A 24408-nucleotide genomic window follows, 5' to 3' on the forward strand; every position below is an offset into this window, starting at 1 on the left:
CAGTCATGGTGCCGATACTGACGGTAGCCGATGCGCTGATCACGTCGCTCGGCACTGCTCAGGGGAGGGGCCATGGGGAGCATCACGCTGGGAGTTGACCAGGACCACGTCGAGAGTGTCGCCAAACTGAACGACCCAGTAGGCGCGGTGGTTGAGCTTATCTGGAATGCTCTGGACGCTGATGCCACTGATGTCACGGTGAGCATCGAGCGCGATGAGTTGGGGGGGATTAGTAAGGTAACAGTGTCTGACGGCGGACACGGAATGCCATCGGAAGCTATTCCCTCCTATTTTGACAAGCTGGGTGGGTCGTGGAAGAAAACAGCGCTCGTTTCTCAGGACAAGCATCGGTCGATGCACGGCAGGAATGGGCAAGGTCGCGTCCGCACATTTGCTATCGGCCAGCAAGTGCGTTGGACAACTGTGGGCAAGGGCGTCGATGGAAAAGTTAAGACCCTGATCCAGGCTGGCCGATCAGCAATGCGCGACTATGTCATCGATAGTATCGGCTTGACTGATGAAGGCACCGGCACCACAGTCGAGGCTTGGGGGGCGGTCCCTTATCTGGAGCGCTTGCTGAACACGTCAAGAGTGCTTGCAGTATTGACAACTGAGTTTGCTCTCTATCTCGAGACGTACACAGACACTTCGATCACTTATGATGGCGTCCGTGTTGATCCTAGGGAAGTTCAAGTCCATTCCCAGGAATATCACCTTGATCAGGTAGGTGAATACCCTGCTCCGGAACTGAGGGTCATTGAGTGGCGCAAAGGTGTGACGCGTGAACTGACGCTGTGTGATTCTAGGCGCATGCCATTGGTGAAGCTGCGCCCGGAAATTCAGGCTCCGGGTTTCAACTTCACGGCATACCTTTCGTGGCGGGGGTTTGAAAACCGGCCACAGGATCTGGCGTTGGTGGATTGGGATGAGGATTCGCCGGCCTCGTCTGTCGTAGAGCAAGCTAGAGGGCGACTGCGCGGACACTTTCGGAGCCGGGTCGACGATCGCCGTCGCGAGCAGGTCCTGGAGTGGCAGCGAGAGCAGGTGTACCCCTATGAAGGGGAGGCGGCAGAGCCGACGGAGATCACCGAACGGGAAGCCTTCGATACGGTAGCCACGACCATCGCCAAGCATATCCCGAAATCCATAAAGGCGAGGAGGGCCACTCTGGGCCTCCTGAAGGAGACGCTCGCAGCGAAGCCGGATCACACGCCAGAGATCCTTGAAAGAGTCTTTGCTCTTTCTCGTCAAGAGAAGGAAGAGCTCGGGCTTCTTTTGCAGCGCACAAGTCTGACGTCGCTGATTCGCACCTCTACAGAGGTGACCGACCGCCTCGATTTTCTCCGGGCCCTGGAAATACTGCTCTTCGATACCGAGGCAAGGAAGGTTACAAGAGAGCGCGACCAGTTGCACAAGATCCTGGAGAACGAGGCTTGGGTCTTCGGGGAAGAGTATTCCCTCATGGTCAGTGAACGTGGGTTGTCGGAAGTTCTTCGGAAGCACTTGTCTCTTCTTAGGGCCCCCGAACCCGTAGATACTAGCGTGCGCCTCCTGGATGGAACTATCGGCAGGGTCGATCTAATGTTGTCTAAGACCACGGTATGGGTGCAGAAACCTCATCACCTCGTCGTAGAACTTAAGCGCCCCAATGTCACGCTCGGCATGGCTGAGTTCAGTCAGCTCGTAAAATATGCGACCACCGTTGTCGCTGACGAACGCTTTCGGGCTACTGACGCAAATTGGGATTTCTGGCTAATTGGAAATTCCATGGATGACGCATTGCGGAGTCTCACCCGACAACCTCATTTGCCCCCCGGTCAAGCTGCCACGGTCGGCACTAACGCGAGATTGTGGGTTCGCGAGTGGAGCGAGGTTGTTCAGGAGTGCAAGCAGAGGTTGCACTTTTACCGGGACAGGCTCGACTATCAATCCACGGATGAGCACGCCCTGGAATATCTCGTGCGCAAGCATGCCGAGGCGACTCCGACGATCCTGCTGCCGGAAGACGAGGCCGAGGACGAGGAGTCAGGCGCCAGCGTTCCAGCCCCTCGGAGTGGGGATGCCACACCTGATCGGTCCTCTGCGATGGAGTAGGGCGTCCGGCGCTGGGGGAACCAGGACCTCAGTAGCCGCCAGGGGCTATGGGGGCAGAGAGGGTCTCCCCAGGTGTCCCCCGACAGCGCTCGGCTCTTTGAAATCGGCAGGCCATGAGGGGGAGAGGAGCCCGCTGTAAATCTGCCGGCTCAGCCTTCCCAGGTTCGAATCCTGGTGCCAGGTGGGTACGGCTGGACGCCTGGACGACGAATGAGGCACTCCAGCGGTACTACGTGGACCACGGCTTCGAGCACGTCCGCACCGTCCGCGAGGGAGTCGCCGTGAACGGTGGTCCTCGGGTCTCCGGATGGCTTGCCCAACGCGAAGCCGTGCCTGTGGACCATGAGTTCTCGGACCGTACACCAGCCCCGGAGAGACTTCGATTTGCCGCCTGACGGATGACGGTGGACCGTGAGGGCCCCTCCCTCGCGGTCTCACTTCTGGGCTCACTTGCCGCCCAATCCACCCTGGTCCGCCGGTGTCCACAACGGTTCGCTAGGGCGCTTCACCAGCCGTTCCGCCTTCGCGGCGGACACCCACGGACGCCCCCGGACCAAGATCGGACAACTCGTAATGCGTAGGTCTCGGGTTCGAATCCCGAAAGCGGCTCAATGAAGGGCCAGGTCAGATGATATCTGACCTGGCCCTTTGTGATTTCCACGCTCGCTCCGTAGCGGTGGGGAACTCCCTGCGAGGCAAACGTGATCGCCTTCTGTGGACAACCGGTGGACGGGCGGTCGGTCAGCGTGCAAGGCCGTGGACGAGTGGGCGACTGAGGGCGTCCGGCGACAGGACGGCGCCGAGGTTCATTCGCTGCGCAGAAGTCGCCGATTCTCAGTCCCGATGATCCCCTTTGCGTCATTTATTTGGCAGTCCCTCACGGCGCTGTCCCGGGGCAGTCATGTCTACGCTGGCGGGGTGACATTGGTGTGGGTGACCGGCAATTCAGGGACTGGTAAGTCCACGGTCTGCGGGGTGTTGCGAGCGCGAGGCTACGTTGCGTTCGACGCCGACGAGGACGGCTTCAGTCGCTGGATCGACCGGGCTGACGGCGAGGTTGTGGTGGATCCTCCGTATCCGGTTCCGGGGGGCTGGCTCGACCGATATGGGTGGGCGATCGTCCGTGAGCGCGTTGAGACCCTCGTCGAGGAGTCTCGTTTCAGCATCGCGTTCTTGTGCGGGTCGGTGGAGAACGAGGCAGACGTCCGCGCTCTCTTCGACCTCGTTGTGTGCCTGATGATCGACGAGGACACCCTCCGCCATCGGCTCGCGACCCGCACCACGAACACATTCGGTCAACATCCCGAAGAGCTCGCAGCGGCCCTGAAGTGGAATCCTCGGATGCGAGCGATCTACGAAAGCCGTGGCGCGAAGATCATCGATGCGTCCAAGCCGGTGGCCGAAGTGGTGGACGGTGTGATCGACGCAGTTCAGGGGCTGACCGGGACCACCCGATAACCGTCGCTCACCATCACGCTGGGTCGCCGCGGGCGTCCCGGTTAGCGCTCGCTTCTGGTGGCGATCGGGGGGTGGTTCACCGACGTGCCTAAGCTTTGCGCGGGGTGGGTCCGGTGCCCGATCCGCTGATCGGCGCGGTGGCCGTGCCGCATCCGGGAACCGTATGTCGTCTTCTGTCCCGGGTGGACGGTGACCCGCCGGACTTCGGTGATCGGCGCCCTCCTCGATCGCCCGCCGAGTCCCGCAGGCCCTTGTCGCTGGAGTCGCGTCAGCCTCACCCCATGACCGTTATCACCGAGGTCGTCCTCATCCTGAAGTGGCGACGCTGAAAGAGTTCACGGGGTTCTGCCGCGCTGACACGTGCAGCGGCGAACCGAGTACGGGGAGAACCGGGGTGCTGACCTCGGGGTCCTGCCGATAGTGGAGAGTGATCAGCTCTGTGGTCCGGGGCGGGCTGCCGAGCGTGAGCGCCTCGCCGTGTTCACGGGACCGCTGCGCGGATGCCTGGTCGCACGCTCCCATCCGTGTTCCCGGTTCGCCGGTGAGTCCGTGCTCGGTGCCGGGCGGGAGAAGGAGCAGATCGCCGGCTGTCAGTTGCGATGTGGGCTTGCCGGGCGGATCGAGCCATGCGGTGCCGCGAGCGACGGCGTGCAGGGCCGCACCGGGGAAGTCGGCGTTCGCCGAGTCCGGGTCGGCGATGTCCAGGACCAGCGGCTCGGCTCCGGCGATGCCGGGGTCGGCGCCGCGCCGGGGCGCCGCGTACGCCTTCGCCGCGCCGCGTCGCCGTCCGCGTGCGCTGTCTACCGCGTTCTGATGCCGTCGAGCACTACGTCGAGGAGGTGCGGGATCCGGGGATCGGTGCGCGTGTCCAACTGCCAGAGGAAGGCGACGAGCGGCAGCACCTCCTCGGCGTCGAGGTCGGAGCGGAGCGCGTCGCATGCGACACCGGCGTCGAGGATCGCGCGGATAGCCTCGATGATGCGGTCGTACTGCTCGTCGTGCAGTTCCGCCCGGGTGGCGGCGTCGAGCACGTCGGCGAGGGCGTGCTTCTTGCGTCCGAAGACCGCGAGGTCGTCGAACCAGCTCCGGAGCGCGACGTCGGGCGAGTGGCGTTCGAGCAACGCGTACGCGGAGTCCACGAGCGCGCCGAAGTCCGCCCGGTAGACCTCCAGCAGCAGCGCCTCCCGCGTCGGGAAGTGCCGGTAGATCGTGCCCTGCCCGACCCCGGTCGCCTTGGCGATCGACTGCATGGTCGTCTCGCCGTCACCGGCCAGGGCGGCGCGGGCCACCTCCAGCAAGCGGGCGCGGTTGCGGACCACGTCCGCCCGGGGGCGGGGCGTGCGCGCAGGTTCGTCTTGCAAAGCGGACATGTGTCCTTTAGCCTCGTTCGTAGATACGGACGACTGTCCGTTATTGTAGAGGATCGGATGGAAGGCATGACAGGCATCTCTGGAAAGGCAGTCGCCGTCGCCGGCGCCAGCAGCGGCATCGGCGAGGCCACGGCACTCCACCTGGCCGAGCGCGGCGCCCGGCTCGTGCTCGGCGCACGCCGTGCCGAGCGGCTCTCCGGGCTCGTGGAGCGAATCGAGAAAGCGGGGGGCGAGGCGGTCGCCGTCACCATGGACGTGCGCCGGCGCGAGGACGTGGTGCGGCTGGTCGCGACCGCCCAGGAGCGCTTCGGCCGTCTGGACGTGCTGTTCTCGAACGCCGGCAGCATGGCCGTCTCCCCCTTCGACGAACTCCGCGTCGAGGACTGGGAGTCGATGGTGGACGTGAACGTGAAGGGCGTCCTCAACGGCATCGCCGCGGCGCTTCCGGTGTTCCGCGCGCAGGGCGCCGGGCACTTCGTCCACACCGCTTCGACCGCCGCTTACAAGGTGGTCCCCAACCAGGCGGTCTACGCGGCGACCAAGACGGCGGTCAAGGTGCTGACCGAGGGCCTGCGCCAGGAGGCCGGGCCGAATCTGCGGGTCACGCTCGTCTCGCCCGGGTTCACGAACACGGAGGGCATCGGCAAGGGCGGCAGCCCGGAGACCGCCGCCGCCCTCGTAGCGCAAAGGGATGCGATCGCAATGCCGCCGGAGGCGATTGCCCGAGCGGTCGCGTTCGCCGTGGAGCAGCCGGAGACGGTCGACGTCGGAGAGATCGTCGTCCGCCCGACGGCACAGGGCTGACCTGACGGCACAGGGATGAGCCGTCGGACGGGCGGGCCCGCTGAGGGCCGTCGGCGCGCGGGATCGTCGTGCGCGGTTTCCGTCGTTCCCGCACACCACACGCCTTCAGGCGCGGCCTGGGTCCCTACGGCGAGGCTACCGACCCCGCAGCACCCTTCCGCTCGAAAAAACTCTCGGGGAATGACCATCGTCCTCGAACTCCCGCGCGTGCTCGCCGCCGGCTTCGTCTGCGCGGAGAGCCCCCGCTGGCACGACGGGGAGGTGCCTGGCTGTCGCACTCGCCGCCGCCGGCCGCACCCTCTTCCTGTGCACCATGATCAGCGACGACGACCGCGAAGCGCATGTTCTGCGCTCTTCCCGTATCGAATACGTCGAGCTGACGAACTCATCGTGAGCTGGGCTTTCTTCGTTCGGTCCGCCGATGAACCGAACGAAAGACCCTAGGTCCGCGTGAGGCCGTCGAGCAGCAGGTCGATCATGCGGCGGGCCTGGTAGTCGGGGAAGGAGCTGACCCCGATGCACAGGTTGCCGATGGCGAGCATGAGGTCGTAGGCGCGTACGTCCGCGCGGGTGTGGCCGGCGACGGCGGCCGACGTCAGCAACTGCCCCAGTACGGGCATCAGGCGCTCGACGAACTCGGTGTGCAGGCTCTCGAACCCCGGCTGGTCCGAGCGCATCGCCTCGGCCAGGCCGTGCTTGGTCACCAGGAAGTCGGCGAACTGGTGGACCCACAGCCGCAGCGCTTCGCACGGGGTGTCCGCGGCGGGAGGAGCGTCCGCGGCGGCGGCGAGCGCGCCGACCTGGTGCCGGAAGACCGCGACCACCAGGTCCGCCCGGGTGGGGAAGTGACGGTAGATGGTGCCCATGCCGAGGCCGGACTCGGCGGCGATCTCCCGCACGGGGGCGTCCACCCCCGCACGGACGAACACGGCCGCGGCGGCGTCCAGGAGCATCTGCTCGTTCCGCCGGACGTCGGATCGCTTGCGTCGGCCGGTGGGGGACGGCGGCGTTTCGTCCGCGGGCATCGAAGACACCTCCTGCTTGCAAAGCGGAGCAGCGCTCCGTATTGTGGATCGTGATGTGGAGCGGCGCTCCGTATTACCAGTATGGCATCCCGCCGCGCCGCATGAACTCCGATGCCCGTCCAGAGAGGTCTTCACCTCATGTACGACACCACCGCGGACACCCCCGCCACCCCGATCGTCGCCGTCAGGCCGGTCGTCCTCCCCGTCCCCGGTCGGGGCCAGGACCTGCACGTACGGGTCACGGCGCCGACGACCGGACGTGATCTGCCCGTCGTCCTCTTCTCGTCCGGCGCGACCCTGACCATGGACGACTACGCGCCCCTGGCCGACTTCTGGGCCTCCCACGGATTCGTCGTCGTACAGCCGACCCATCTCGACGCACTGGGCCTGCCGCCCGACGACCCGCGCACTCCGCGCATATGGCGGATCAGGGTCGACGACCTGACCGCCGTCCTGGACCGGCTCGACGCCATCGAAGCCGAGGCGCCGGGGCTGGCCGGACGCGTCGACCACGACCGCGTCGCGGTCGCCGGGCACTCGTGGGGCGCGCAGACCGTCAGCACACTCGTGGGCGCACGGGTCCTCGACGCCGACGGCACGCCCGGCGAGAGCATGGCCGACCCCCGCGTCAAAGCGGCCGTGCTGCTCTCTCTGCCCGGGACCGGCGGCGCCGACCTGAGCCCGCTCGCCGCCGAGCACTTCCCGTTCATGAGCCCGGACTTCGCCGAGCTGAAGACGCCGAGCCTGGTGGTCGCGGGCGACCGGGACCAGTCCGCGCTGTCGGTGCGCGGCCCGGACTGGTTCACCGACGGCTACCGCCTGAGCCCAGGCGCCACCGACCTGCTGACCCTGTTCGGCGCGGAACACGGACTCGGCGGCATCCAGGGCGCCTACGACACGCGGACCACCGACGAGAGTCCCGAGCGCGTCGCCCTCGTCCAGCGCGCCACCCTGGCGTATCTGCGGACCGCGGTGGGCCTCGACGACGCGTGGCCCGCCGCCCGCCGCGCCCTGACCGCGGCCGGTGAACCGCTGGGGAGGTTCGACTCGAAGTGACCGCCCCCCGCCCGCGACGCCAACTGACAAGGCGCTGCTAGCCAGCCGGTCCTGTGCGGCAGCTCCACCGGCAGTCGCTGCCGGTGGAGCTGCCGCTCTACGTGCTGCCGGAGCAACTGCCGCTTTACGGGCTGCCGGTGGAGCCGCCGCTTTACGGGCTGCCGGTCCCCGGGCTACCGATGGAGCCGCCGCTCCGCTTGCGTCTGGTCGGCGGTCTCCGCGTGCAGTCCGAGGCACAGGCGGTCGAATGCCTGGGCCGCCGCCGCGGCGACCGCGTCGCGCGCGCGGGCCGTCGGCTCGCCGGACATGATGCGCCGGCGGATCTCACGCACGGCCGCCCGGTGCGTCCCGGCGACGGCGCCCGCGAGGAGGGCGGGCATCGGCTGGCGGTCGTCGCCGGGCGCCGGAGCGGTGGCCGACGGATGCTCGGCCAGGGCGGCGGTCAGGGCGGCCTCGGCGTGTTCGCCGATCTCGCGTTCGCGTGCGCGCAGCGCGGGGCTGTCGTGGATGACCTGCCAGAACCGGATTGCGCCGGGGCGGAGTCCGAGCATGGGCTCATTCTGGCGCAGGGCCGACAGAAGGTCGTCGCGGACGACCTCGATCGGGCAGGCGCCGGGCGCCCGGTCGCGCACCAGTGTGGCGAGACGCCCTTCGGCCTCGGACTGGCGGTCGAAGAAGAGGTCCTCCTTGGCTGGGAAGTAGTTGAACACGGTGTTCGTGGACACGTCCGCGTGCTGTGCCACGTCGGCGACCGTGACCTGGTCGAAGCCGTGCTCCAGGAACAGCGCCAGCGCCGCGTCGGCGATCGCTGTGCGGGTCTGCCGCTTCTTGGTCTCTCGAAGTCCCACGCCCGAATGATAGTGTCGCCGCAAAATTGTGGTGACACCAAGATTTTGGGGGGTGCGCGACCGTGGTTCTTACCTTCGGCATCTATCCGGGCGGGCTGCTGGGCGATGACAAGGGGATCGTCCACCCGACCCGGCCCGATCTGCCGGACCGCATCACCGGCGCACTCGACGCGCTGCAAGGACGCGCGGCCACGCTGACGGTCCGCGCCTACCGCCCGTTCGCCGCCTCCGTGACACCGCCCGAGCCGCCCACGCCCGCCGACCCGCTGGCTTACCTTGAGCGCGGACGCAGGCTCGATCTCGTACTGCCCTTCCGCGAGCCGTCCGGCCGACTGGACGGGTGGCCGGAGTTCGTCCGCGAGGCCGTCCGGACGCACGGACCGCATCTGGCGTCCGTGCAGATCTGCGAGGAGCCGAACGCCGACCTCCCCGTTCTCGACGGCAGCATCCCCAACGTCGTGGACGCCCTCGTCCAGGGAGTCGTCGCGGCCAAGCAGGAGGCCCGCGATCTGGGCCACCCGGTGGCGGTCGGCTTCAACGCCGTGCCGACCTTCGATCCGGCCGACGCGTTCTGGACGAAGCTCGCCGCGTCGGCCGACGCGCGCTTCCTGGACAGCCTGGACTACGTCGGCCTGGACTTCTTCCCCGACGTCTTCCGGCCCATCGCTCCCGACCGTCTGGCGGAGGCGGTCACCACGGTCCTCACCGCCTTCCGGCGCACCGACCTGCCGAAGGCCGGCATCCCGGACACCGTCGCGATCCGTGTCTGCGAGAACGGATGGCCTACCGGCCCCGACCGCCCCGAGCAGCGACAGGCCGCGGTTCTCGAAACCATCGTCCGGACCGTGTCCGCCCTCGCGGCCGACCTGAACGTCGACGGCTACTCGTTCTTCGCCCTGCGCGACGCCGACAGCGGCGCCGACGGCCTCTTTCACCGCTTCGGCCTCCTGCACGACGACTACACGCCTAAACCGGCCTTCGCGACCTACCGCCGGCTCATCGACGAACTGAGCGCCCCGGCGGCCATCCCCGCCCGCTGACGTCTCCGGCGGGCGAGCCGGGAGCGGGGTACGGGGTCTCCGTGAAAGGGCGACCCCGGTCAGGCGGCGCGGGGAGCGGCGCCTGACGGAGTTCCCGCCGACGAACCGGTGAACGGGCGCACCGGATGAGGGGCGGCCCCGCGGGGCCGCCCCTCGCCGCTCGGCTCAGATCAGCGGATCAGCAGGCGTCGATGTACCGGATGCCCGACCAGTCGCCGTGGGAGTCGCCGTAGGGGGCGCCCGGGGTCGTGTAGACGAGCTGCTTACCGGAGTTGTACATCCTGGCCTTGGTTCCGGATGACTGGTTGTTGTACCAGGACCCGCCGGTCCTGGCCGAGATCGGCTGCAGGTAGCAGTCCGTGAACTTGAAGACTAAGTCCGAGTAGTTGGCCCCCGCGTAGCCGCAGAAGTAGTACTTCGGGCAGCTCGCCGGTGCCGACATGACGTGGGCGCCCGAACCCTGCTGCGCGGTGGCCTGGGCGGTGCCGGCGGTCGAGGCCATGGCGAGCAGGGCGCCCGCCACCAGGGCGGTGCGACGGAGCCGGGTGCGGCGGTCTGTGTGCCTCATCGGTCCTCCCCCTTCCAAGGGGTTCGTCCGGTGCGCTCCGTATGCGTCACCGGAGACGTCACCCACCGTAGGAGCGGCACGTCGGGGCCCCTGAGCAGTTTCGGGTGAGACCGAATCGGCGGAGCACGCGCCGTCCCTCGCGACGGCCCGATGCCGGTCAGGTGTGATCGGGCTGGTTCAGCAGGGCGATGCCGAGAGGGGTGGGGGTGTGCACGGCCGTGTTGCGATGCCGCCCGGTGCGGATGAGGCCGGCCTCGCGCAGGGTCGTGGCGTGTTCGCTTGCGCTGGCTGGGGAAATGGAGGCGGCCGCCGCGAGTTCCGCAGTGCTGCATCCCGGGTGTTCGGCGACGGCGTCGAGCACCCGAGCGCGGGTGTGGCCGAGCAGTCTGTGCACATGGCGCGGGGCACCCGCCCTGTCCGCGGGCGGGGTCAGGGCGGTGATGCGATCGAGGGGATCAGTGCCGTCGAGAGGGTAAGTGACGGTCGGCTGCGGCACCGTGGCGTCGTCGACGAGGGTGCGTCCGAACCAAGCCGACGGAACGAGCAGCACTCCCTGTCCTTGGAGGTGCAGATCGTATTCGACGCCGTTGGCCATACGGATTTCCAGGACCGGGGGTTTCCACGTCATCCAGCGCGGATTGGCCTGAAGCAGCAGCCCCTCTGTTCCTCCGGTGAGGAAATGGCGATATCGCAGACTGCGGTCGGCGGTGAACTGGGGTGTCAGGCGCGCCCAGTAGGGTTCCATCAGTAGGGCGTGCAGCTCCGCCACGGCGTCCAGGACGTGATGGCGCAGCTCGGCGTCGTCGACCAGGCGGCGGGTCCAGCCGGGAAGGGGCTGATGCCGCGCGAGGCGCGCCATTTCGGCGTCGATCACCTGAGCGGGTGTCGCCCGTACGCGCTCCAGTACTTCTTCCGCACCTCCTCGCAGGTCAGGCATGAGGAAGGTCGGGGACCAGCCCACGGGTGGGATCAACGCCAGCACCGCGCGGGCCGGGGCGCTCAGCTTCGCGGCGGCGCACCGCCGCCAGGAGTCGAACCGCACGTGGCGACCGCGCTGTTGCAGCGTCCTGACGGCCAGTCCTAACTCCGGGAGAATGGTGGGGTTTTCGGCCACCCGGGTCCGGGCTAAATCCAGAGCGGTGAAGTGAACTCGGTATGCCATGTCTTTTCCCCCGTGATCCAGTGATCGGCGCACAGCGCCTTGAAGGGGATCGTGTCGCCGCAAACTGCGCCTGTCTAGGCGGAGACAGGTCGAGGTAAGCCCTCGCGGGGATAGTTTCTGGACACACGAATGAATGTTCGGTAATGGGATGGGCTCGGAGCTGGAAGGATATGTGTGCGGCCGTGAGTTCGCCTGACATTGCGCACGGTGTGAATGAGTGAATGGAGTCGCCAGGGGCATTCCGCGCCGTGAGCCAAAATTGTCTGAAAGGGCTTACGCCGCAGCCGTCGTCACTTCGCGTCCGCGTAGCACTCCACCACGGCCGTGGTGAACGGGAAGCGTACGGGGCTCTCGCCGAAGGTGAGGCGGCTCGCCAGTTCGGCCGCTCGGTCTATGGCCTCGACGATCGTGTCCGCCTCTTCCGCCGGACAGTGCACGATCACCTCGTCGTGCTGGAAGAAGACCAGCTCGGCCGCCATGTCCTCGCAGGTCCGGCGCAGTGCGGCGAGCAGCAGCAGGGCCCAGTCGGCGGCGCTGCCCTGGACGACGAAGTTACGGGCGAAACGGCCGCGGGCGCGGGAGTTCCCGGAGGCGTACCCCGGCAGCCAGCCTCGGTGGGCCGCCTCGGCCGCCCTGTCCGCATCAGCGGCCTCGGTCGCCTCAGCCGTCCTATTGATCTCCTCGTCCCCGAGTCCCTGGGGGATGCCTGCCTCCTCTGCCGCCTCCTGGGCCGGGGCGGTGGCGGGCGGGCACGTGCGTCCCAGCCAGGTGCGGACGAGCCGGCCCTCCTCCCCGGCCCGCGCCGCCTCGTCGACATAGGCCACCGCGCGGGGGAAGCGGCGTCTGAGCGCGGCCAGGTTCTTCAGGCCGTCGCCGGAGGTCTGGCCGTAGACCGCGCCGAGCACGGCGAGTTTGGCCTGGGCGCGGTCGCCTGCGAAGGCGCGGTCGGAGACGGACTGGTAGAGGTCGTCGGTCCGGCCCGCCACCTCCATCAGTCCGGGATCGCGGGAGAGGGCCGCCAGCACCCGCGGCTCCATCTGGTCGGCGTCGGCGACCACCAGCCGCCAGCCCGGATCGGCGACCACGGCACGCCGGATGACCTTGGGGATCTGCAACGCGCCCCCGCCTTTGGTGACCCAGCGGCCGGTGACGGTGCCGCCCGCGAGGAACTCGGGCCGGAACCGCCCGTCGCGCACCCAGTCCTGGAGCCAGGACCAGCCGTGGGCGACCCAGATCCGGTACAGCTTCTTGTAGGCGAGCAGCGGCTCCACCGCCGGATGGTCCACGGACTCCAGCTCCCTGCTCCGGGTGGAGCTGACCTTGATCCCGGCCCGGCCGAACGCCCTGACGACGTCGGCGGGCAGGTCGGGCCGCACCCGGTGGCCGAAGGCGGCGGACACCTCGTCGGCCAGCTCGGCCAGACGGCGCGGCTCCCCGCCGCCCGCGTACCGCTCGCCGAGCAGTTCGCGCAGCGTCCGGCGGTGCACGTCCGCGCTCCAGGGCAGTCCCGCGCGGTTCATCTCGGCGGCCACGAGCATGCCCGCCGACTCGGCGGCGGTCAGCAGGCGCATGCGGTCGGGGTGCGCCGTGCGCTCGTGCCGTCGCTGCTGCTCGGCGTAGACCGCGAGCAGGTCCGCCAGCGGCAGGCGTGCCCCGTGCGGTTCGAAGAGGGCGGACTGCGCTCCCGGTGCGGCGGAGCGCTGCGGCGGGTCCGGCGGGACCGGGTCGCCGTGCAGCCGGGCCAGGGCGGCGGCCGCCGAACGGGGCTCGCCGTGCCGTCCCTCATGGCCCAGCAGCAGCGTCTCGGCGGCCTCGACGTCGTAGCACCGCCGCACCCGCACCCCCGCGGCGAGCAGACGCGGATACACCTCGGCGGTGGAGCGCCACACCCATCGCGTGACGCCGGGCCTGTCGCGGACGGCCTCGACGAGGTCTCTCTCCCGGAGCACCGGGCCCGAGGGCAGCCCGTCCGGGCCGAGGGAGGCGACCTCCGCGCCGCCGTCCTCGGCCGGAGCGAGCGCCCAGCGGTCCGTCATGCCACGAGTGTCGCAAGGGGCACTGACAACGGGCTTGGCCTGCGGGTTTGCGGCTGGCTGCGGGGGATTCGGCGCCGCTCGGTGTGGGGGTGCGGCGGCTGAGGCGAGGGGCGTGAACGGCACGCCCAGGGGGCAGCGTGACCGGCGGTGGCGAGGTCGTAGTGGCGACGTCAGGCGGACCCGTCCGCGGCCGGCCCCTCCGCATCCCCTCCCTGCCCTGCCTGTCCCTGCCCTTCGTCCTCCTGCCCTTGCGCCGTCTGCCGGCTGTCCTTGAGGAACTTCGCCAGGGTCGTCACCACGTACTGCTCGGTGGCCGCCTTGCTGAGGCCGAGGCCGCTCAGGACGCCCTCGCCGTTCTCCAGCTCCAGCAGGGCCAACAGGATGTGCTCGGTGCCGATGTAGTTGTGGCCGAGGCGCAGGGCCTCGCGCAAGGTGAGTTCCAGGGCCTTCTTGGCGGCGGGGCCGTAGGGGACGAGTTCCGGGGCGTCGGCGGAGGCCGGGGGCAGGGCGGCGGTGGCGGCCTCCCGGACGGCGTCCGCCGAGATCCCCTGGTGCTCGACGGCTTTCACGGCGAGCCCCTGCGGCTCGGCGAGGAGGCCGAGGGCCAGGTGCGCGGGCGTTCCTTCGCCGCTCTTGGCGGCCACGGCCGCGTCGTGCGCCGCCATGACGGCGTTCCGCGCGCGTGGGGTGTACCGGCCGAAGCCCGGGCTGGGGTCCAGATCGGCGGACTCCTTGGGGACGAAGCGCTTCTGGGCTGCCTGCCGGGTGACGCCCATGCTCGCGCCGATCTCGGTCCAGGAGGCGCCCGAGCGCCGGGCCTGGTCGACGAAGTGTCCGATGAGGTGGTCCGCCACCTCGCCGAGGTGCTCGGCGGCGAGGACGGCGTCCTGAAGCTGCTCAAGAGGTTCCTGGTGAACCGTCTTGATGGTCGTGATCAGGTCGTCGAGACGGATGGTCGACTTCGCGGTGGGCTGCGTCATGTGTCAACCGTAGGTTGACAGTCGGAAGGCGTCAACCCTGAGTTGACAATGGGCCGCCCTTGCGGCGTCGCCTGCGTGCCGGACGGTTGTCCACAGGGTGTGGACGGCGATGCAGGCGTTCATGGCACGATCGAACGGTGAGCACCTCCCGTACCGGTACCGCCGGCGCCGTCGACCGCGCCTTCGCTGCCGCCCTCTACGCCGCCGCCGACGACGCCCTCGACGCGGGCGCCTCCCTGCTCGCGTCCGACCCCGACGCGGACGCGGAACTCGCTCGCCGGGGAGAGGACTTCGTGGCGACGGCGTGGCAGCGCGGCTGGCAGCCCGCCGACCTGGCGCGGATCGTGCGCCGGGAGCTGGAGGAGGTCCACATACGGCTCCTGGCGGCGCTCATCCGCGCACAGGTGCCCAGCGACCGCCCGCGCGGCCCGCGATGGGCCGCCCAAATCGAGGAGCTGACCCGCGCCGAACCGCCCCGCACCGACCGCTTCTCGCGTGCCGGCGCGGTGCTGGAGCTGTACCGCGTGCTGCTGCGGCTGCCCGCGCTCGAACCCCTGGACGGCCCCGCGGCCCCGGCCGGTCCGGCGCCGCGCGGCGAGTCCCGCGTGCTCGGCAAGATCCGCGCGCTGCTCGCCAAGGCGGAGGCGACCGGGTACCCGCTGGAGGCGGAGGCGCTGAGCGCGAAGGCCCAGGAGCTGATGGCCCGGCACAGCGTCGACGAGGCGCTGCTCGCCGCCCGCGCCCCGTCTCCCGACGCGCCCGGCGCCTGCCGGATCGGGGTGGAGCCGCCGTACGAGCAGGCCAAGGCCGTGCTGCTGGACGCCGTCGCCACCGCCAACCACTGCCGGGCCGTGTGGAACGACTCCCTCTGCTTCTCCACCGTGGTCGGCTTCGAAGCCGAGCTGGAGGCGGTCGAGCTGCTGTACACCTCGCTCCTCGTCCAGGCCACCACCGCCATGACCGCGGCGGAGGCGGCGCAGAGGGCGAGCGGGCGCAAGCGGACCAAGACGTTCCGGCAGTCCTTTCTCGCCTCCTACGCCCACCGGATCGGCAGCCGTCTCGCAGCCGCCGCCGAGACCCAGGTGACCGAGGACCTGCTCCCGGTCCTGGCGAGCCGGGACCTCGCCGTCGCCGACCGGCTGGACGTCCTCTTCCCCGAGACGACCACCACCCGCCTGCGCGGCGTGAGCGACGCGGCGGGCTGGACGGAGGGAGAGCGCGCGGCGGACCGCGCCCAGGTGCGCTCCCGCCAACGGCTGAACTGAGCCGGTCGGACGCGGCGCTGTTCGGGTGCGACGCCGGTCGGGCGCCACGCCGCTGGGAGCGGCGCCGCTCGGATCGGCGCCGCGCGGGTGCGGCGCCGCTCGGGCGCGGTGCCGCTCGGGCCGGTGCCGTCCGTCTCCCGGACGGCGCCGCACCGCGCGCGCCACCGCACCTGTGGGGCGAACCCCACCCGCGCGGACGGGACCGCACCCGCGCGGACGGGACCGCACCCGCGCGGACGGGACCGCACCCGCGGATGGGACCCCACCCGCGCGCGACTGCCTCCGCGCGGACGGGACCCCAGCCGCGCGGAGGAGACCGCACCCGCGCGCGACCGTCTCCGCAGACAGGACCGTCCCGCGCGCGCCACCGCCTCCGCGGGGCGAATCCCCCGCTCGCGCGGTCAGAGCCGCCCCCGCGCTCGTCAGTCCCCGGCCTGCTGGAAGGCCGTCACCGACGCGTCCGCGGCGCCGGCGCTCTTCGTCTGCACCGGCCCGTAGGACCAGGGGAAGCTCCGGGTGGAGTGCGCCGCCCCGGGCAGGCCGACCTTCAGCGAGGTCGCCGCGATGCTCTTCGCGTCGCCCTCCTTGCCCCGCGTGTAGGTGAGGGTGAAGGTCGCCGTGTCGCCCTTGGCGAGGGTGAGCTTCTGCGGAGTGCCGGTGTGGTCCGCCGCGACGGTCGCCGAGCCGCTGCCGGAGGACAGCGTGGCGCCCGGGAAGCCCTGGAGCGTGCAGCGGGCGCCCCGGTTGGTGAGGGTGAGCGGGACGTCGCCGGTGTCGCCGGCGGAGGGCGCCGCGCTGACGGGGCCCACCTGAAGGGCGACGCCGCTGACCGCGCAGGCGGTGCGGTCGGTGCGGTCGGTGTTCTTGCTCCCGGTGTCGTCGGAGCCGCTGCCGGAGCTGCCGCCGCTGTCGCAGGCGGTGAGCAGGAGGGCCGCGGCGAGGGCGGTGACGGTGATCGGAAAGGCGCGCATGTGCTGATTCCTTGGGTCGTGACGATGCTCGACGATCATCACGTACGAGCGGACGGCGCGGTCGCCCGCCCCGCCCCGGCCCGCCGTGGCCGTCAGGAGCCGAGACTCGGCGTGGGCAGCCCGGACGGCAGCGCGCCGCCCGTCGACCGCGTGTACGTCTCCTTGCCGGGATCACCCTTCCAGGTAACCCGGAGCGTGGTCTTGTTGACCGATTCCACCGTGCCCACGGAGCGGCCCTTGCACGAGCCGAGCCGGATCACGGCCTTCCCCGCCTCCTTGTGCGCGGCGCCGGTGCACGTGGTGCGGTCGGTGGAGAACAGGGCGGCCTTGCCGCCGGTCACGATCAGCACCACGGCCCGGCCGCCGCTGGTGGCGAGCCAGCTCCCGTCCAGGCCGCCGGCCTCGGCGCTCGGGCTCCCGCTGCCCCCGCCGTCGCTCCCGCCGGCGCCACTGTCGCTCGCGCCGCCGCCGGGGGCCGTGCTCGGGGCGGACGCCGAGGCGCCGCCGCCGTGCCCGTTCCCGCCCCCGCCGTCGCAGGCGGTCAGCGCGAGCGCTCCGAGCAGCGCGGGGACCGCGATCCGCGCCGCCCCCGTCAGACCTCTCGCCCTCGACGTGCTGCCCGTCGTGGCCACTGTCGTCATCACTGCGCCCTCCCGCCGCGGAACCGGCCGACCGTCCCGCGGCCGTACGACCGCAGCAAGCTACCAGGCGCCCCAGCGCCTGCCGCTCGTCCCGGCGGTCCCCTCGCCCGGCATCCCCGTTCGCCCCGCCCGGCGCCCGCTGCTCTTCCCGGCGGCCGCCGCCCCACGCCCGCTCGTTTCCCCCGGAACATTTCAGCCGCCCTGCGCGTCTTCTTCCTGTGGGCGCCGTCGGGGGAATGTCTCGCGCCAAGCAGGGCATGCGCCGGTGCACCTTCGTTCAGCACGTGCCAGCGCGACGACTGCTGTAACCGCCGAACCACTCCTCGTGCACGTGCATCTGCTCATGCATGTGCGCATGAACCAGAGCTATGATCCGGACCAGTTGACCGATGCATCAATGGCCGCACCAGCCAGTGCACCTCCGGGGAGCGACTTGTGGACCACGACGTTGAGGGCGTGTACGGAGAGTACGACGTGTACAACGGCATGGAGGCCACGCTGCTGCACGACGCGGCCTGGCAGAAGAGCCGGCACAGCAACTCGCAGGGGTCTTGCGTGGAGTTCGCGCGGCTTCCGGGCGGGGAGGTGGCCGTGCGCAACTCGCGGTTCCCCGACGGCCCGGCGCTCGTCTACACGCGCGCGGAGATCGAGGCGATGCTGCTCGGCATCAAGGACGGCGAGTTCGACCACCTGATAGCGAGCTGACGCGGGCGCGGCCGCGGGGGCGTGGCTCGTGCCGGGCAGGCTGTGCGCGCGGCCGCGGTGACGCGCGTAGAGCCGCGGCGCACGGAAGCGCCGCGGTCCCTCACGCGTGCGGCTGGTGGGGGCGCAGCCTGAACAGCGCCCAGACGACCTTGCCGCCCAGCGCGCCGGTCAGCGGGTGCCAGCCCCAGCCGTCGCTGAAGGAGTCGACCAGGCACAGGCCGCGGCCCGACTCGGCGGAGAAGTCGTCGTCCGCGTCCCGGGGAGCCGGACTGTCCTGGCTGGGATCGCGCACCGCGCACACCAGCCGCTCCGTCCAGCGCATGAGATGGAGCCGGACCGCGGCGCCCTGTGCGGCGGCCGACGGACTCTGCTCGCACGCGGCGGCCGACGGCCCCTGCTCGCACGCGTCGACCGGCGGACCCTGCTCGCACGCCGCGGGCGGCGGCGCCGGGAGCGCGTGCCGCAGGGCGTTGGTGACGAGTTCGGAGACCACCAGGCAGACGTCGTCGAAGCGGTCGGCCAGTTCCCACTGGTCGAGCGTGCCGCGGGTGAACCGCCGCGCGTCGCGCACGGCTTCGTAGCGGGCGGGCAGGGCGCAGGAGGCGGCGTCCGACACGGCCGCCGGGTCCAGCGGCGGAAGGCCCTGCCGTAACGGCTGGAGCATGGTCGATCCAGGTATCCCCATGCGAGGCACTCCCGGGAATTCGCGGTCGTTGCTATGCAGTGGTCGGTGCGAACAGCGATGGCGCGACACCATGGTTTCGGAAGCTCACAGCAGATGCAAGGGCAGATGCACGTGCACGTGACCGAATTGAGCGCCCCCGTACTGCTTACAGGCCATTTTTTCCGCCGCCTTCTCGCCAGTCACTTGTCGTCTTCTTGCCGTCTGGCGCCTTTTTCCTCGATCATTTTCCGTCTCTGTAATCGCGCGAGTACTGCGAGAAGTGATTTAGTGGCAGACTGCGGCCCTGAGGACGGCTGGGGAGGCTGGCGAACGTGAGCGCGGGAGAGCCAGGATCGGTGGTGCGGCGCATGCTGCTCGGCTCGCAACTCAGGCGGCTGCGGGAAGCGCGGGGGATCACACGGGAGGCGGCGGGCTACTCGATCCGCGCCTCCGAGTCGAAGATCAGCCGGATGGAGCTGGGCCGGGTGAGCTTCAAGACGCGAGACGTGGAAGACCTGTTGACGCTGTACGGCATCACGGACGAGGCGGAGCGCAGCTCGCTCCTCTCACTCGCCAGGGAGGCGAACGTCGCGGGCTGGTGGCACAGCTACTCGGACGTCCTGCCGAGCTGGTTTCCCACCTACGTGGGGCTGGAGGGCGCGGCGGCGGCGATCCGCGTCTACGAGGTCCAGTTCGTGCACGGACTGCTCCAGACCGAGGAGTACGCCCGAGCGGTGGTCCGGCGCGGCATGCGCGGCGCGAGCGCGGCCGACGTCGAACGGCGGGTGGCGCTGCGCCTGGAGCGGCAGAAGCACCTGGTCGCCGAGAGCGCGCCGGAGCTGCACATCGTGCTGGACGAGGCCGCCCTGCGCCGTCCCTACGGCGACCGCGCGGTGATGCGCGGCCAGCTCGAGCACCTGATCGAGGCGTCCGAGCGGCCCAACGTGCGGCTCCAGGTCATGCCGTTCGGCTTCGGCGGGCACGCGGGCGAGTCCGGCGCCTTCACGATTCTCAGCTTCCCCGACTCCGACCTGTCGGACGTGGTCTACCTGGAACAGCTCACCAGCGCCCTGTACCTGGACAAGCCCGAGGACGTCGCCCAGTACGCGAAGGCGCTCGACGAGCTCCAGCACGACAGCCCCGGCCAGGACGCGAGCCGCGACCTGCTGCACGGGCTGCTCCAGCTCGTGTAGGCGGCCGTCCGCGATCTCCCGGACATCGACCAACGGCCATAGTGCGCAAGTACCATGACGGTTGATCAGTCAACGGAGTCCTGGGATTCGAGGAATCACATGTCGTCCTGCTTCACCGACCTGGCCCAGCAGTACATCGACGGTGAGTGGCGTCCGGGCAGCGGCTCCTGGGACATCATCGACTTCAACCCCTACGACGACGAGAAGCTGGCCTCGATCACTATCGCCACGGCCGACGAGGTGGACCTCGCCTACCGGGCGGCCGCCCGCGCCCAGAAGCAGTGGGCCGAGACCACCCCCCACGCGCGCCGCGCGATCCTGGAGAAGGCGCTGCGCCTGGTCGAGGAGCGGGAGGCGGAGATCACCGAGGTGCTCGTCGCCGAGCTGGGCGGCACCCGCCTCAAGGCCGGGTTCGAACTCCACCTCGTCAAGGAGTTCCTGCGCGCGTCGGCCCAGTTGGCGCTGCGCCCCGAGGAGACGATCCTGCCCTCGCCCGCCGAGGGCAAGGAGAACCGCCTCTACCGCGTCCCGGTCGGCGTCGTGGGCGTGATCAGCCCGTTCAACTTCCCCTTCCTGCTGTCGGTCAAGTCGGTCGCCCCGGCCCTCGCGCTCGGCAACGGCGTGGTGCTCAAGCCGCACCAGAACACCCCGATCGCCGGCGGCGCCCTGGTCGCGAAGGTCTTCGAGGACGCCGGACTGCCCGGCGGCCTGCTCAACGTCGTCGTCACGGACATCGCCGAGATAGGCGACGCCTTCATCGAGCACCCGGTCCCCAAGGTCATCTCCTTCGCCGGATCCGACGCGGTGGGCCGGCACGTGGCCACCGTCTGCGCCGCGCACTTCAAGCGCGTGGTGCTCGAAATGGGCGGCAACAGCGCGCTCGTGGTGCTGGACGACGCCGACGTGGACTACGCGGTCGACGCGGCCGTCTTCAGCCGGTACGTCCACCAGGGCCAGGTCTGCATGGCGGCCAACCGCGTGCTGGTGGACCGCTCGGTCGCCGAGGAGTTCACCGAGAAGTTCGTCGCCAAGGTGCGTTCGCTGAAGGTCGGCGACCCGCGCGACCCGCAGACGGTGATCGGCCCGGTGATCAACTGCGCGCAGGCGAGCGCGCTCACCGGCGTCGTCGAGCAGGCGGTGGCCGAGGGCGCGAGGGCCCTGCTGCGCGGCGAGGCCTCCGGCACCCTGCTCTCGCCGTCCGTCCTGACGGACCTGCCCGCCGACTCCGCCCTGCTGCGCCAGGAGGTCTTCGGCCCGGTGGCCTTCCTCATCCCCTTCGACGGCGAGGAGGAGGCGGTCCGGATCGTCAACGACACCCCCTACGGCCTCGGCGGCGCGGTGCACACGGCGGACGTCGAGCGCGGCGTCGCCTTCGCCCGGCGGATCGACACGGGCATGTTCCACGTGAACGACGGCACCGTGCACGACGAGCCGCTGGTGCCCTTCGGCGGCGAGAAGCACTCGGGCCTCGGCCGCCTCAACGGCGAGGCGACGGTGGACGCCTTCACCACGATCAAGTGGATCTCCGTCCAGCACGGCCGGAGCGCGTTCCCGTTCTAGCGCCGTGAGCCTTTCCGGTCACACCACCGGGCCGGGCCTGACGTGCCGCGAGGCCGGGTAAGACGCGCCGCGAGGCCGGGTCCGACGCGTCGCGCCGGATCGGCGGGCGGCTTCCGGGACAGCGCGCCCCGGCCTGTTCTGCGCCGCGCCGCGTGTCCGGCGTCGTGCAGGACGGCGACTGGCCTATATGACCCGTAGCGTCTGAAATGCCGGACGGAAACCGGTGCACGCGACGAAAGGCGGACGGTCATGGCCACGCATGTGCGAGCCGAGGAGCGGGGCGACGAGCGCGGTGCGCTGCTGGCGTTCCTGGAGGAGCAGCGCGGCGGGATCCGGCGGGCCCTGCTCGGACTGACCGAGGAGCAGGCCCGCAGCCTCCCGAGCGCGAGCGAGCTGTCGCTGGGCGGCCTGCTCAAGCACGTCGCCGAGATCGAGGAGTACTGGGTCGCCCTGGCCCAGCAGGCGCCGCCGAAGGTCCAGCGCGACCAGTCGAATTGGCACGAGTCCTTCCGGCTGGTCGACGACGAGACCGTCGCCGGGCAGCTCGCGCGCTGGGAGGAGGTCGCCGGGCGGACGGAGGCGTACGTGCGCTCCGTGCCCAGCCTGGACGACGCCTTCCCGCTGCCGGACGCCCCGTGGTTCCCGCCCGACGAGCGCGTCTCCGTGCGCTGGCTCTGCCTGCACCTGATCCGGGAGACCGCCCGGCACGCGGGCCACGCCGACGTCATCCGCGAGTCGCTGGACGGGAAGACGGCGTTCGAACTGGTGGGCCTGGAGAAGGCGGCGGCGCCCCCGTCGTAGCCGGGGGGAGCGTTCCCAGCCCGGCCGCCCGGCCGCCCGGCCGGGGCGAGGGGTGCTGCGCGACTATCCGCCGGGGCAAGAGGCACCGGCTGACCTGCCTCCGGGCCGACGGCGTTGCCCGGCGGTGACCGGGGGAGCGTTCCCCACTCGGCCATGCGCCGGGGGCGAGGGGCGCCGCCCGGTCGTGCGCCGAGGCGAGGGGCACCGGCCGGCCGCCGGGCCGACGGCGTTGCCCGGGGGAGCGTTTCCCGCCCGGCCGTCCGCCGGGGGTGAGGGGTGCTGCGCGACTGTTCGCCGGGGCGAGAGGCACGGCCGTTCGCCGGGGGCGAGGGGCACCGCCCGCCCGTCCGCCGGGGCGAGGGGCACCGGTCGGCTGGCCGCCTGGCCGCCTGGTCGGGGCCGCCGCCTGCTCGGGGCCACCCCCGGGCCGTGGCCGTCGGCGCGCGGCCTGTCTCGGGAGCGGCCCAGCGCGGCGCCCGGCCCCGTGCGGCGCCCGGCCCCGTGCGGCGCCCGGCCCCGTGCGGCGCCCGGTCCCGCGCGGCGCCGACCGCGGCGGGCGTCGAGGCCGCGCGGCGCCGAAGCGGCGTGTCATCGTACGGCTGTGCCGTCCGGTCGTAGCTGCATCTGCGGCTTGCCGGTCACCAGCAGCCAGGCCGGCAGCGAGGCGGCGCACAGCAGGGTAAGGATCGCGGGGGAGCCGACCAGGACGGCGGCGGTGAACAGGCTGACCCAGCCCTGCCGGGTGACGGCCAGCAGCATGCCGAGCACGCCCGCCGCCACGGCGAGCCCGGGAGGCGCCGAGGGGACCAGGGCGTGGCCGGCCAGCCCGAGCGCGGCGCCGATGAAGACGGACGGGAAGATGCGCCCGCCGCGGAAGCCGCAGGACGCGGCGACGAGCAGCGCCGCCGCCTTCACCGCGGCCATCGTCGCGAACTGCCCCGCGCTCCAGCCGCCGGGGTCCCGCGCCAGCTCCGCGACCTCCGACAGCCCCTTGAACAGCGTCAGACGGCCGCCCAGCACCCCCAGCAGACCCAGGACCAGTCCGCCGACCGGCAGCGCGATCATCGGGTGCCCGAGCCGGGCGAAGACCCGGTGGACGAAGGGGAAGGCGGCGACCACGGCGAGGCCGAACAAGGCGGTCGCCGAGGCGATGGCCAGCGCGAGCGCCAGGTCGCCCCAGTGCGGCTGGCCGAAGGGAGGCAGGCCCAGGTCGAAGGAGGGGTGGGCGAGCAGGCTGGTCGTCATGGCCCCGGCGGCCCCGGCCGCCAGCGGCGCGAACAGGTTGTCCCACAGCGCGCCCCGCGCCGGACGCCCGGCCAGCGACTCGGAGACCACCAGCGCGGCGGCCACCGCGGTGCCGAACAGGGCGCCGATCGTCGCCGCGTCGGCCAGCGCCGGCCACAGCGCTCCCGGCAGCCGGGGCAGCAGTCTGCGGCCGAGCCAGTACGCCAGCGCAACGTTCACGATGATGATCGGGTTCTCCGGGCCCAGACTCGGACCGCCCGCCAGCATCAGCATGGCCGCCGCCAGCAGTCCCGGCAGGGCGCGCGGCGCGATCGGCGCGGCGGCGAGCCCCAGCGTGGCCGGGTCGGGACCGGCGTGCCCCGGCGCCTTCCACACCACCAGGCCGACCAGGACTCCGGTGACGGTGAGCATGACCAGCACCCACAGGACGGAATACCGGCCCACGCCCAGCGCGTCCGGCGCGTTCTCCCACAGCAGGCCCTGAAGATGTTCGGCCAGGCCGCTGACCAGCAGGAAGAGCAGACTGCTGGCGACGCCGACGACGAGCGCGGGCAGGATGAGCGGCAGCAGGGCGCGGGCCGGCGCGGACGGTTCCGCCGGGGCGGCGGCTGCCTGCGCTTCGGTGTCCTGGGCCACGGGCTCACGATAAAGGGGTGTATGGGAGGAAGCGATCAAAGTGCATCGTATGGGTCATCGTGGGGCGTTACGGGCGTGAAAGGGGCGCGCAGGCCGAGCGGGGCGCACGGGGAGGCGGCGTACGCAGGCCGTGCGGGTCTCGCACCCCGCGCCCTCGCACCCCGCGCCAGGACCCGTCCGGCGCCCGCGGCGGACGCGCCGGAGTCCAGACGGCTCGCCTCTGGGGAACGCGGACGCGCCCCGGACTTGCGCCTCACGCCGCGTGAGGGGCCACCGTGGAGCGCGT

The 24408-nt window shown here is 70.8% G+C and carries 22 protein-coding genes and 1 pseudogene; 11 read left to right on the forward strand and 12 right to left on the reverse strand.

Going from position 1 to position 24408, the window contains the following annotated elements:
- The first annotated feature begins 72 nt into the window (after positions 1 to 72).
- The 3 genes and pseudogenes from ABZ861_RS23260 to ABZ861_RS23270 all read left to right on the forward strand — a co-directional run bounded on the left by ABZ861_RS23260 (position 73) and on the right by ABZ861_RS23270 (position 3552).
- Positions 73 to 2094, forward strand: coding sequence for an ATP-binding protein (locus ABZ861_RS23260; protein WP_361633092.1), 2022 nt, complete (start codon positions 73 to 75; stop codon positions 2092 to 2094).
- Between the two features lie 173 nt (positions 2095 to 2267).
- Positions 2268 to 2489: pseudogene (locus ABZ861_RS23265) on the forward strand (GNAT family N-acetyltransferase); the annotation flags it as partial.
- A gap of 523 nt (positions 2490 to 3012) precedes the next feature.
- Positions 3013 to 3552, forward strand: a complete 540-nt coding sequence (locus tag ABZ861_RS23270; protein WP_361633094.1) for an AAA family ATPase — start codon at positions 3013 to 3015, stop codon at positions 3550 to 3552.
- A gap of 306 nt (positions 3553 to 3858) precedes the next feature.
- Here the strand turns inward: ABZ861_RS23270 and ABZ861_RS23275 are convergent, their stop codons facing one another.
- Both ABZ861_RS23275 and ABZ861_RS23280 read right to left on the reverse strand, forming a co-directional pair.
- Entirely contained in the window at positions 3859 to 4431 is a 573-nt protein-coding gene (locus ABZ861_RS23275) for a cupin domain-containing protein (RefSeq protein WP_361633203.1), read from the reverse strand.
- Positions 4353 to 4922: a helix-turn-helix domain-containing protein gene (locus tag ABZ861_RS23280; protein ID WP_361633096.1), complete on the reverse strand. Its 570-nt coding sequence runs from the start codon at positions 4920 to 4922 to the stop codon at positions 4353 to 4355. The genes ABZ861_RS23275 and ABZ861_RS23280 overlap by 79 nt, the downstream gene beginning before the upstream one ends.
- Before the next feature lie 66 nt (positions 4923 to 4988).
- Between ABZ861_RS23280 and ABZ861_RS23285 the strand changes: the two genes are divergently transcribed.
- Positions 4989 to 5726, forward strand: a complete 738-nt coding sequence (locus ABZ861_RS23285) for an SDR family oxidoreductase (protein ID WP_361633098.1) — start codon at positions 4989 to 4991, stop codon at positions 5724 to 5726.
- A 440-nt stretch (positions 5727 to 6166) separates the two neighbouring features.
- Here ABZ861_RS23285 and ABZ861_RS23290 read toward each other — a convergent pair whose 3' ends face one another.
- Entirely contained in the window at positions 6167 to 6751 is a 585-nt protein-coding gene (locus ABZ861_RS23290) for a helix-turn-helix domain-containing protein (RefSeq protein ID WP_361633100.1), read from the reverse strand.
- 138 nt (positions 6752 to 6889) lie between these two features.
- Between ABZ861_RS23290 and ABZ861_RS23295 the strand changes: the two genes are divergently transcribed.
- A complete protein-coding gene (locus ABZ861_RS23295) occupies positions 6890 to 7807 on the forward strand; it encodes a chlorophyllase (RefSeq protein ID WP_361633102.1) in 918 nt (305 codons plus the stop codon).
- A 173-nt stretch (positions 7808 to 7980) separates the two neighbouring features.
- Here the strand turns inward: ABZ861_RS23295 and ABZ861_RS23300 are convergent, their stop codons facing one another.
- On the reverse strand, positions 7981 to 8655 hold the full coding sequence (locus ABZ861_RS23300) for a helix-turn-helix domain-containing protein (RefSeq protein ID WP_361633104.1): 675 nt from the start codon (positions 8653 to 8655) through the stop codon (positions 7981 to 7983).
- A 62-nt stretch (positions 8656 to 8717) separates the two neighbouring features.
- Here ABZ861_RS23300 and ABZ861_RS23305 point away from each other — a divergent pair, with 62 nt between their 5' ends.
- Positions 8718 to 9695, forward strand: a complete 978-nt coding sequence (locus tag ABZ861_RS23305; protein ID WP_361633106.1) for a hypothetical protein — start codon at positions 8718 to 8720, stop codon at positions 9693 to 9695.
- Positions 9696 to 9873: 178 nt separating this feature from the next.
- On the opposite strand, the gene ABZ861_RS23310 is transcribed toward ABZ861_RS23305, so the two are convergent.
- The 4 genes from ABZ861_RS23310 to ABZ861_RS23325 all read right to left on the reverse strand — a co-directional run bounded on the left by ABZ861_RS23310 (position 9874) and on the right by ABZ861_RS23325 (position 14441).
- Positions 9874 to 10263, reverse strand: coding sequence for a hypothetical protein (locus ABZ861_RS23310; protein WP_361633108.1), 390 nt, complete (start codon positions 10261 to 10263; stop codon positions 9874 to 9876).
- A 157-nt stretch (positions 10264 to 10420) separates the two neighbouring features.
- Positions 10421 to 11425 carry a helix-turn-helix domain-containing protein gene (locus tag ABZ861_RS23315; RefSeq protein WP_361633110.1) on the reverse strand — a complete coding sequence of 335 codons (1005 nt, stop codon included), beginning with the start codon at positions 11423 to 11425 and terminating at the stop codon, positions 10421 to 10423.
- Between the two features lie 290 nt (positions 11426 to 11715).
- A complete protein-coding gene (locus tag ABZ861_RS23320; RefSeq protein WP_361633112.1) occupies positions 11716 to 13461 on the reverse strand; it encodes a bifunctional 3'-5' exonuclease/DNA polymerase in 1746 nt (581 codons plus the stop codon).
- Between the two features lie 170 nt (positions 13462 to 13631).
- Positions 13632 to 14441 carry a Clp protease N-terminal domain-containing protein gene (locus ABZ861_RS23325; protein WP_361633114.1) on the reverse strand — a complete coding sequence of 270 codons (810 nt, stop codon included), beginning with the start codon at positions 14439 to 14441 and terminating at the stop codon, positions 13632 to 13634.
- A 137-nt stretch (positions 14442 to 14578) separates the two neighbouring features.
- Between ABZ861_RS23325 and ABZ861_RS23330 the strand changes: the two genes are divergently transcribed.
- Entirely contained in the window at positions 14579 to 15706 is a 1128-nt protein-coding gene (locus ABZ861_RS23330) for a DUF2786 domain-containing protein (protein WP_361633116.1), read from the forward strand.
- 422 nt (positions 15707 to 16128) lie between these two features.
- Here the strand turns inward: ABZ861_RS23330 and ABZ861_RS23335 are convergent, their stop codons facing one another.
- Together ABZ861_RS23335 and ABZ861_RS23340 are read right to left on the reverse strand one after the other, a co-directional pair.
- Positions 16129 to 16677, reverse strand: coding sequence for a DUF4232 domain-containing protein (locus ABZ861_RS23335; protein WP_361633118.1), 549 nt, complete (start codon positions 16675 to 16677; stop codon positions 16129 to 16131).
- Between the two features lie 92 nt (positions 16678 to 16769).
- Positions 16770 to 17318 (reverse strand): hypothetical protein, encoded by a 549-nt coding sequence (locus ABZ861_RS23340; RefSeq protein ID WP_361633120.1) that lies wholly within the window; start codon positions 17316 to 17318, stop codon positions 16770 to 16772.
- A gap of 435 nt (positions 17319 to 17753) precedes the next feature.
- Between ABZ861_RS23340 and ABZ861_RS23345 the strand changes: the two genes are divergently transcribed.
- Positions 17754 to 18023, forward strand: coding sequence for a DUF397 domain-containing protein (locus tag ABZ861_RS23345; protein WP_361633122.1), 270 nt, complete (start codon positions 17754 to 17756; stop codon positions 18021 to 18023).
- A 100-nt stretch (positions 18024 to 18123) separates the two neighbouring features.
- Here the strand turns inward: ABZ861_RS23345 and ABZ861_RS23350 are convergent, their stop codons facing one another.
- A complete protein-coding gene (locus tag ABZ861_RS23350) occupies positions 18124 to 18708 on the reverse strand; it encodes an ATP-binding protein (protein ID WP_361633124.1) in 585 nt (194 codons plus the stop codon).
- Between the two features lie 347 nt (positions 18709 to 19055).
- Here ABZ861_RS23350 and ABZ861_RS23355 point away from each other — a divergent pair, with 347 nt between their 5' ends.
- The 3 genes from ABZ861_RS23355 (at position 19056) to ABZ861_RS23365 (ending at position 22241) form a co-directional block, all read left to right on the forward strand.
- Positions 19056 to 19880: a helix-turn-helix transcriptional regulator gene (locus ABZ861_RS23355; protein WP_361633206.1), complete on the forward strand. Its 825-nt coding sequence runs from the start codon at positions 19056 to 19058 to the stop codon at positions 19878 to 19880.
- 99 nt (positions 19881 to 19979) lie between these two features.
- Positions 19980 to 21440: an aldehyde dehydrogenase family protein gene (locus tag ABZ861_RS23360; protein ID WP_361633126.1), complete on the forward strand. Its 1461-nt coding sequence runs from the start codon at positions 19980 to 19982 to the stop codon at positions 21438 to 21440.
- Positions 21441 to 21689: 249 nt separating this feature from the next.
- Positions 21690 to 22241 carry a DinB family protein gene (locus tag ABZ861_RS23365; RefSeq protein ID WP_361633128.1) on the forward strand — a complete coding sequence of 184 codons (552 nt, stop codon included), beginning with the start codon at positions 21690 to 21692 and terminating at the stop codon, positions 22239 to 22241.
- A gap of 588 nt (positions 22242 to 22829) precedes the next feature.
- On the opposite strand, the gene ABZ861_RS23370 is transcribed toward ABZ861_RS23365, so the two are convergent.
- A complete protein-coding gene (locus tag ABZ861_RS23370; RefSeq protein ID WP_361633130.1) occupies positions 22830 to 24122 on the reverse strand; it encodes an ion channel protein in 1293 nt (430 codons plus the stop codon).
- Positions 24123 to 24408 lie beyond the last annotated feature (286 nt).

The organism is Streptomyces sp. NPDC046985, assembly GCF_040644415.1.
Lineage (GTDB): Bacteria > Actinomycetota > Actinomycetes > Streptomycetales > Streptomycetaceae > Streptomyces.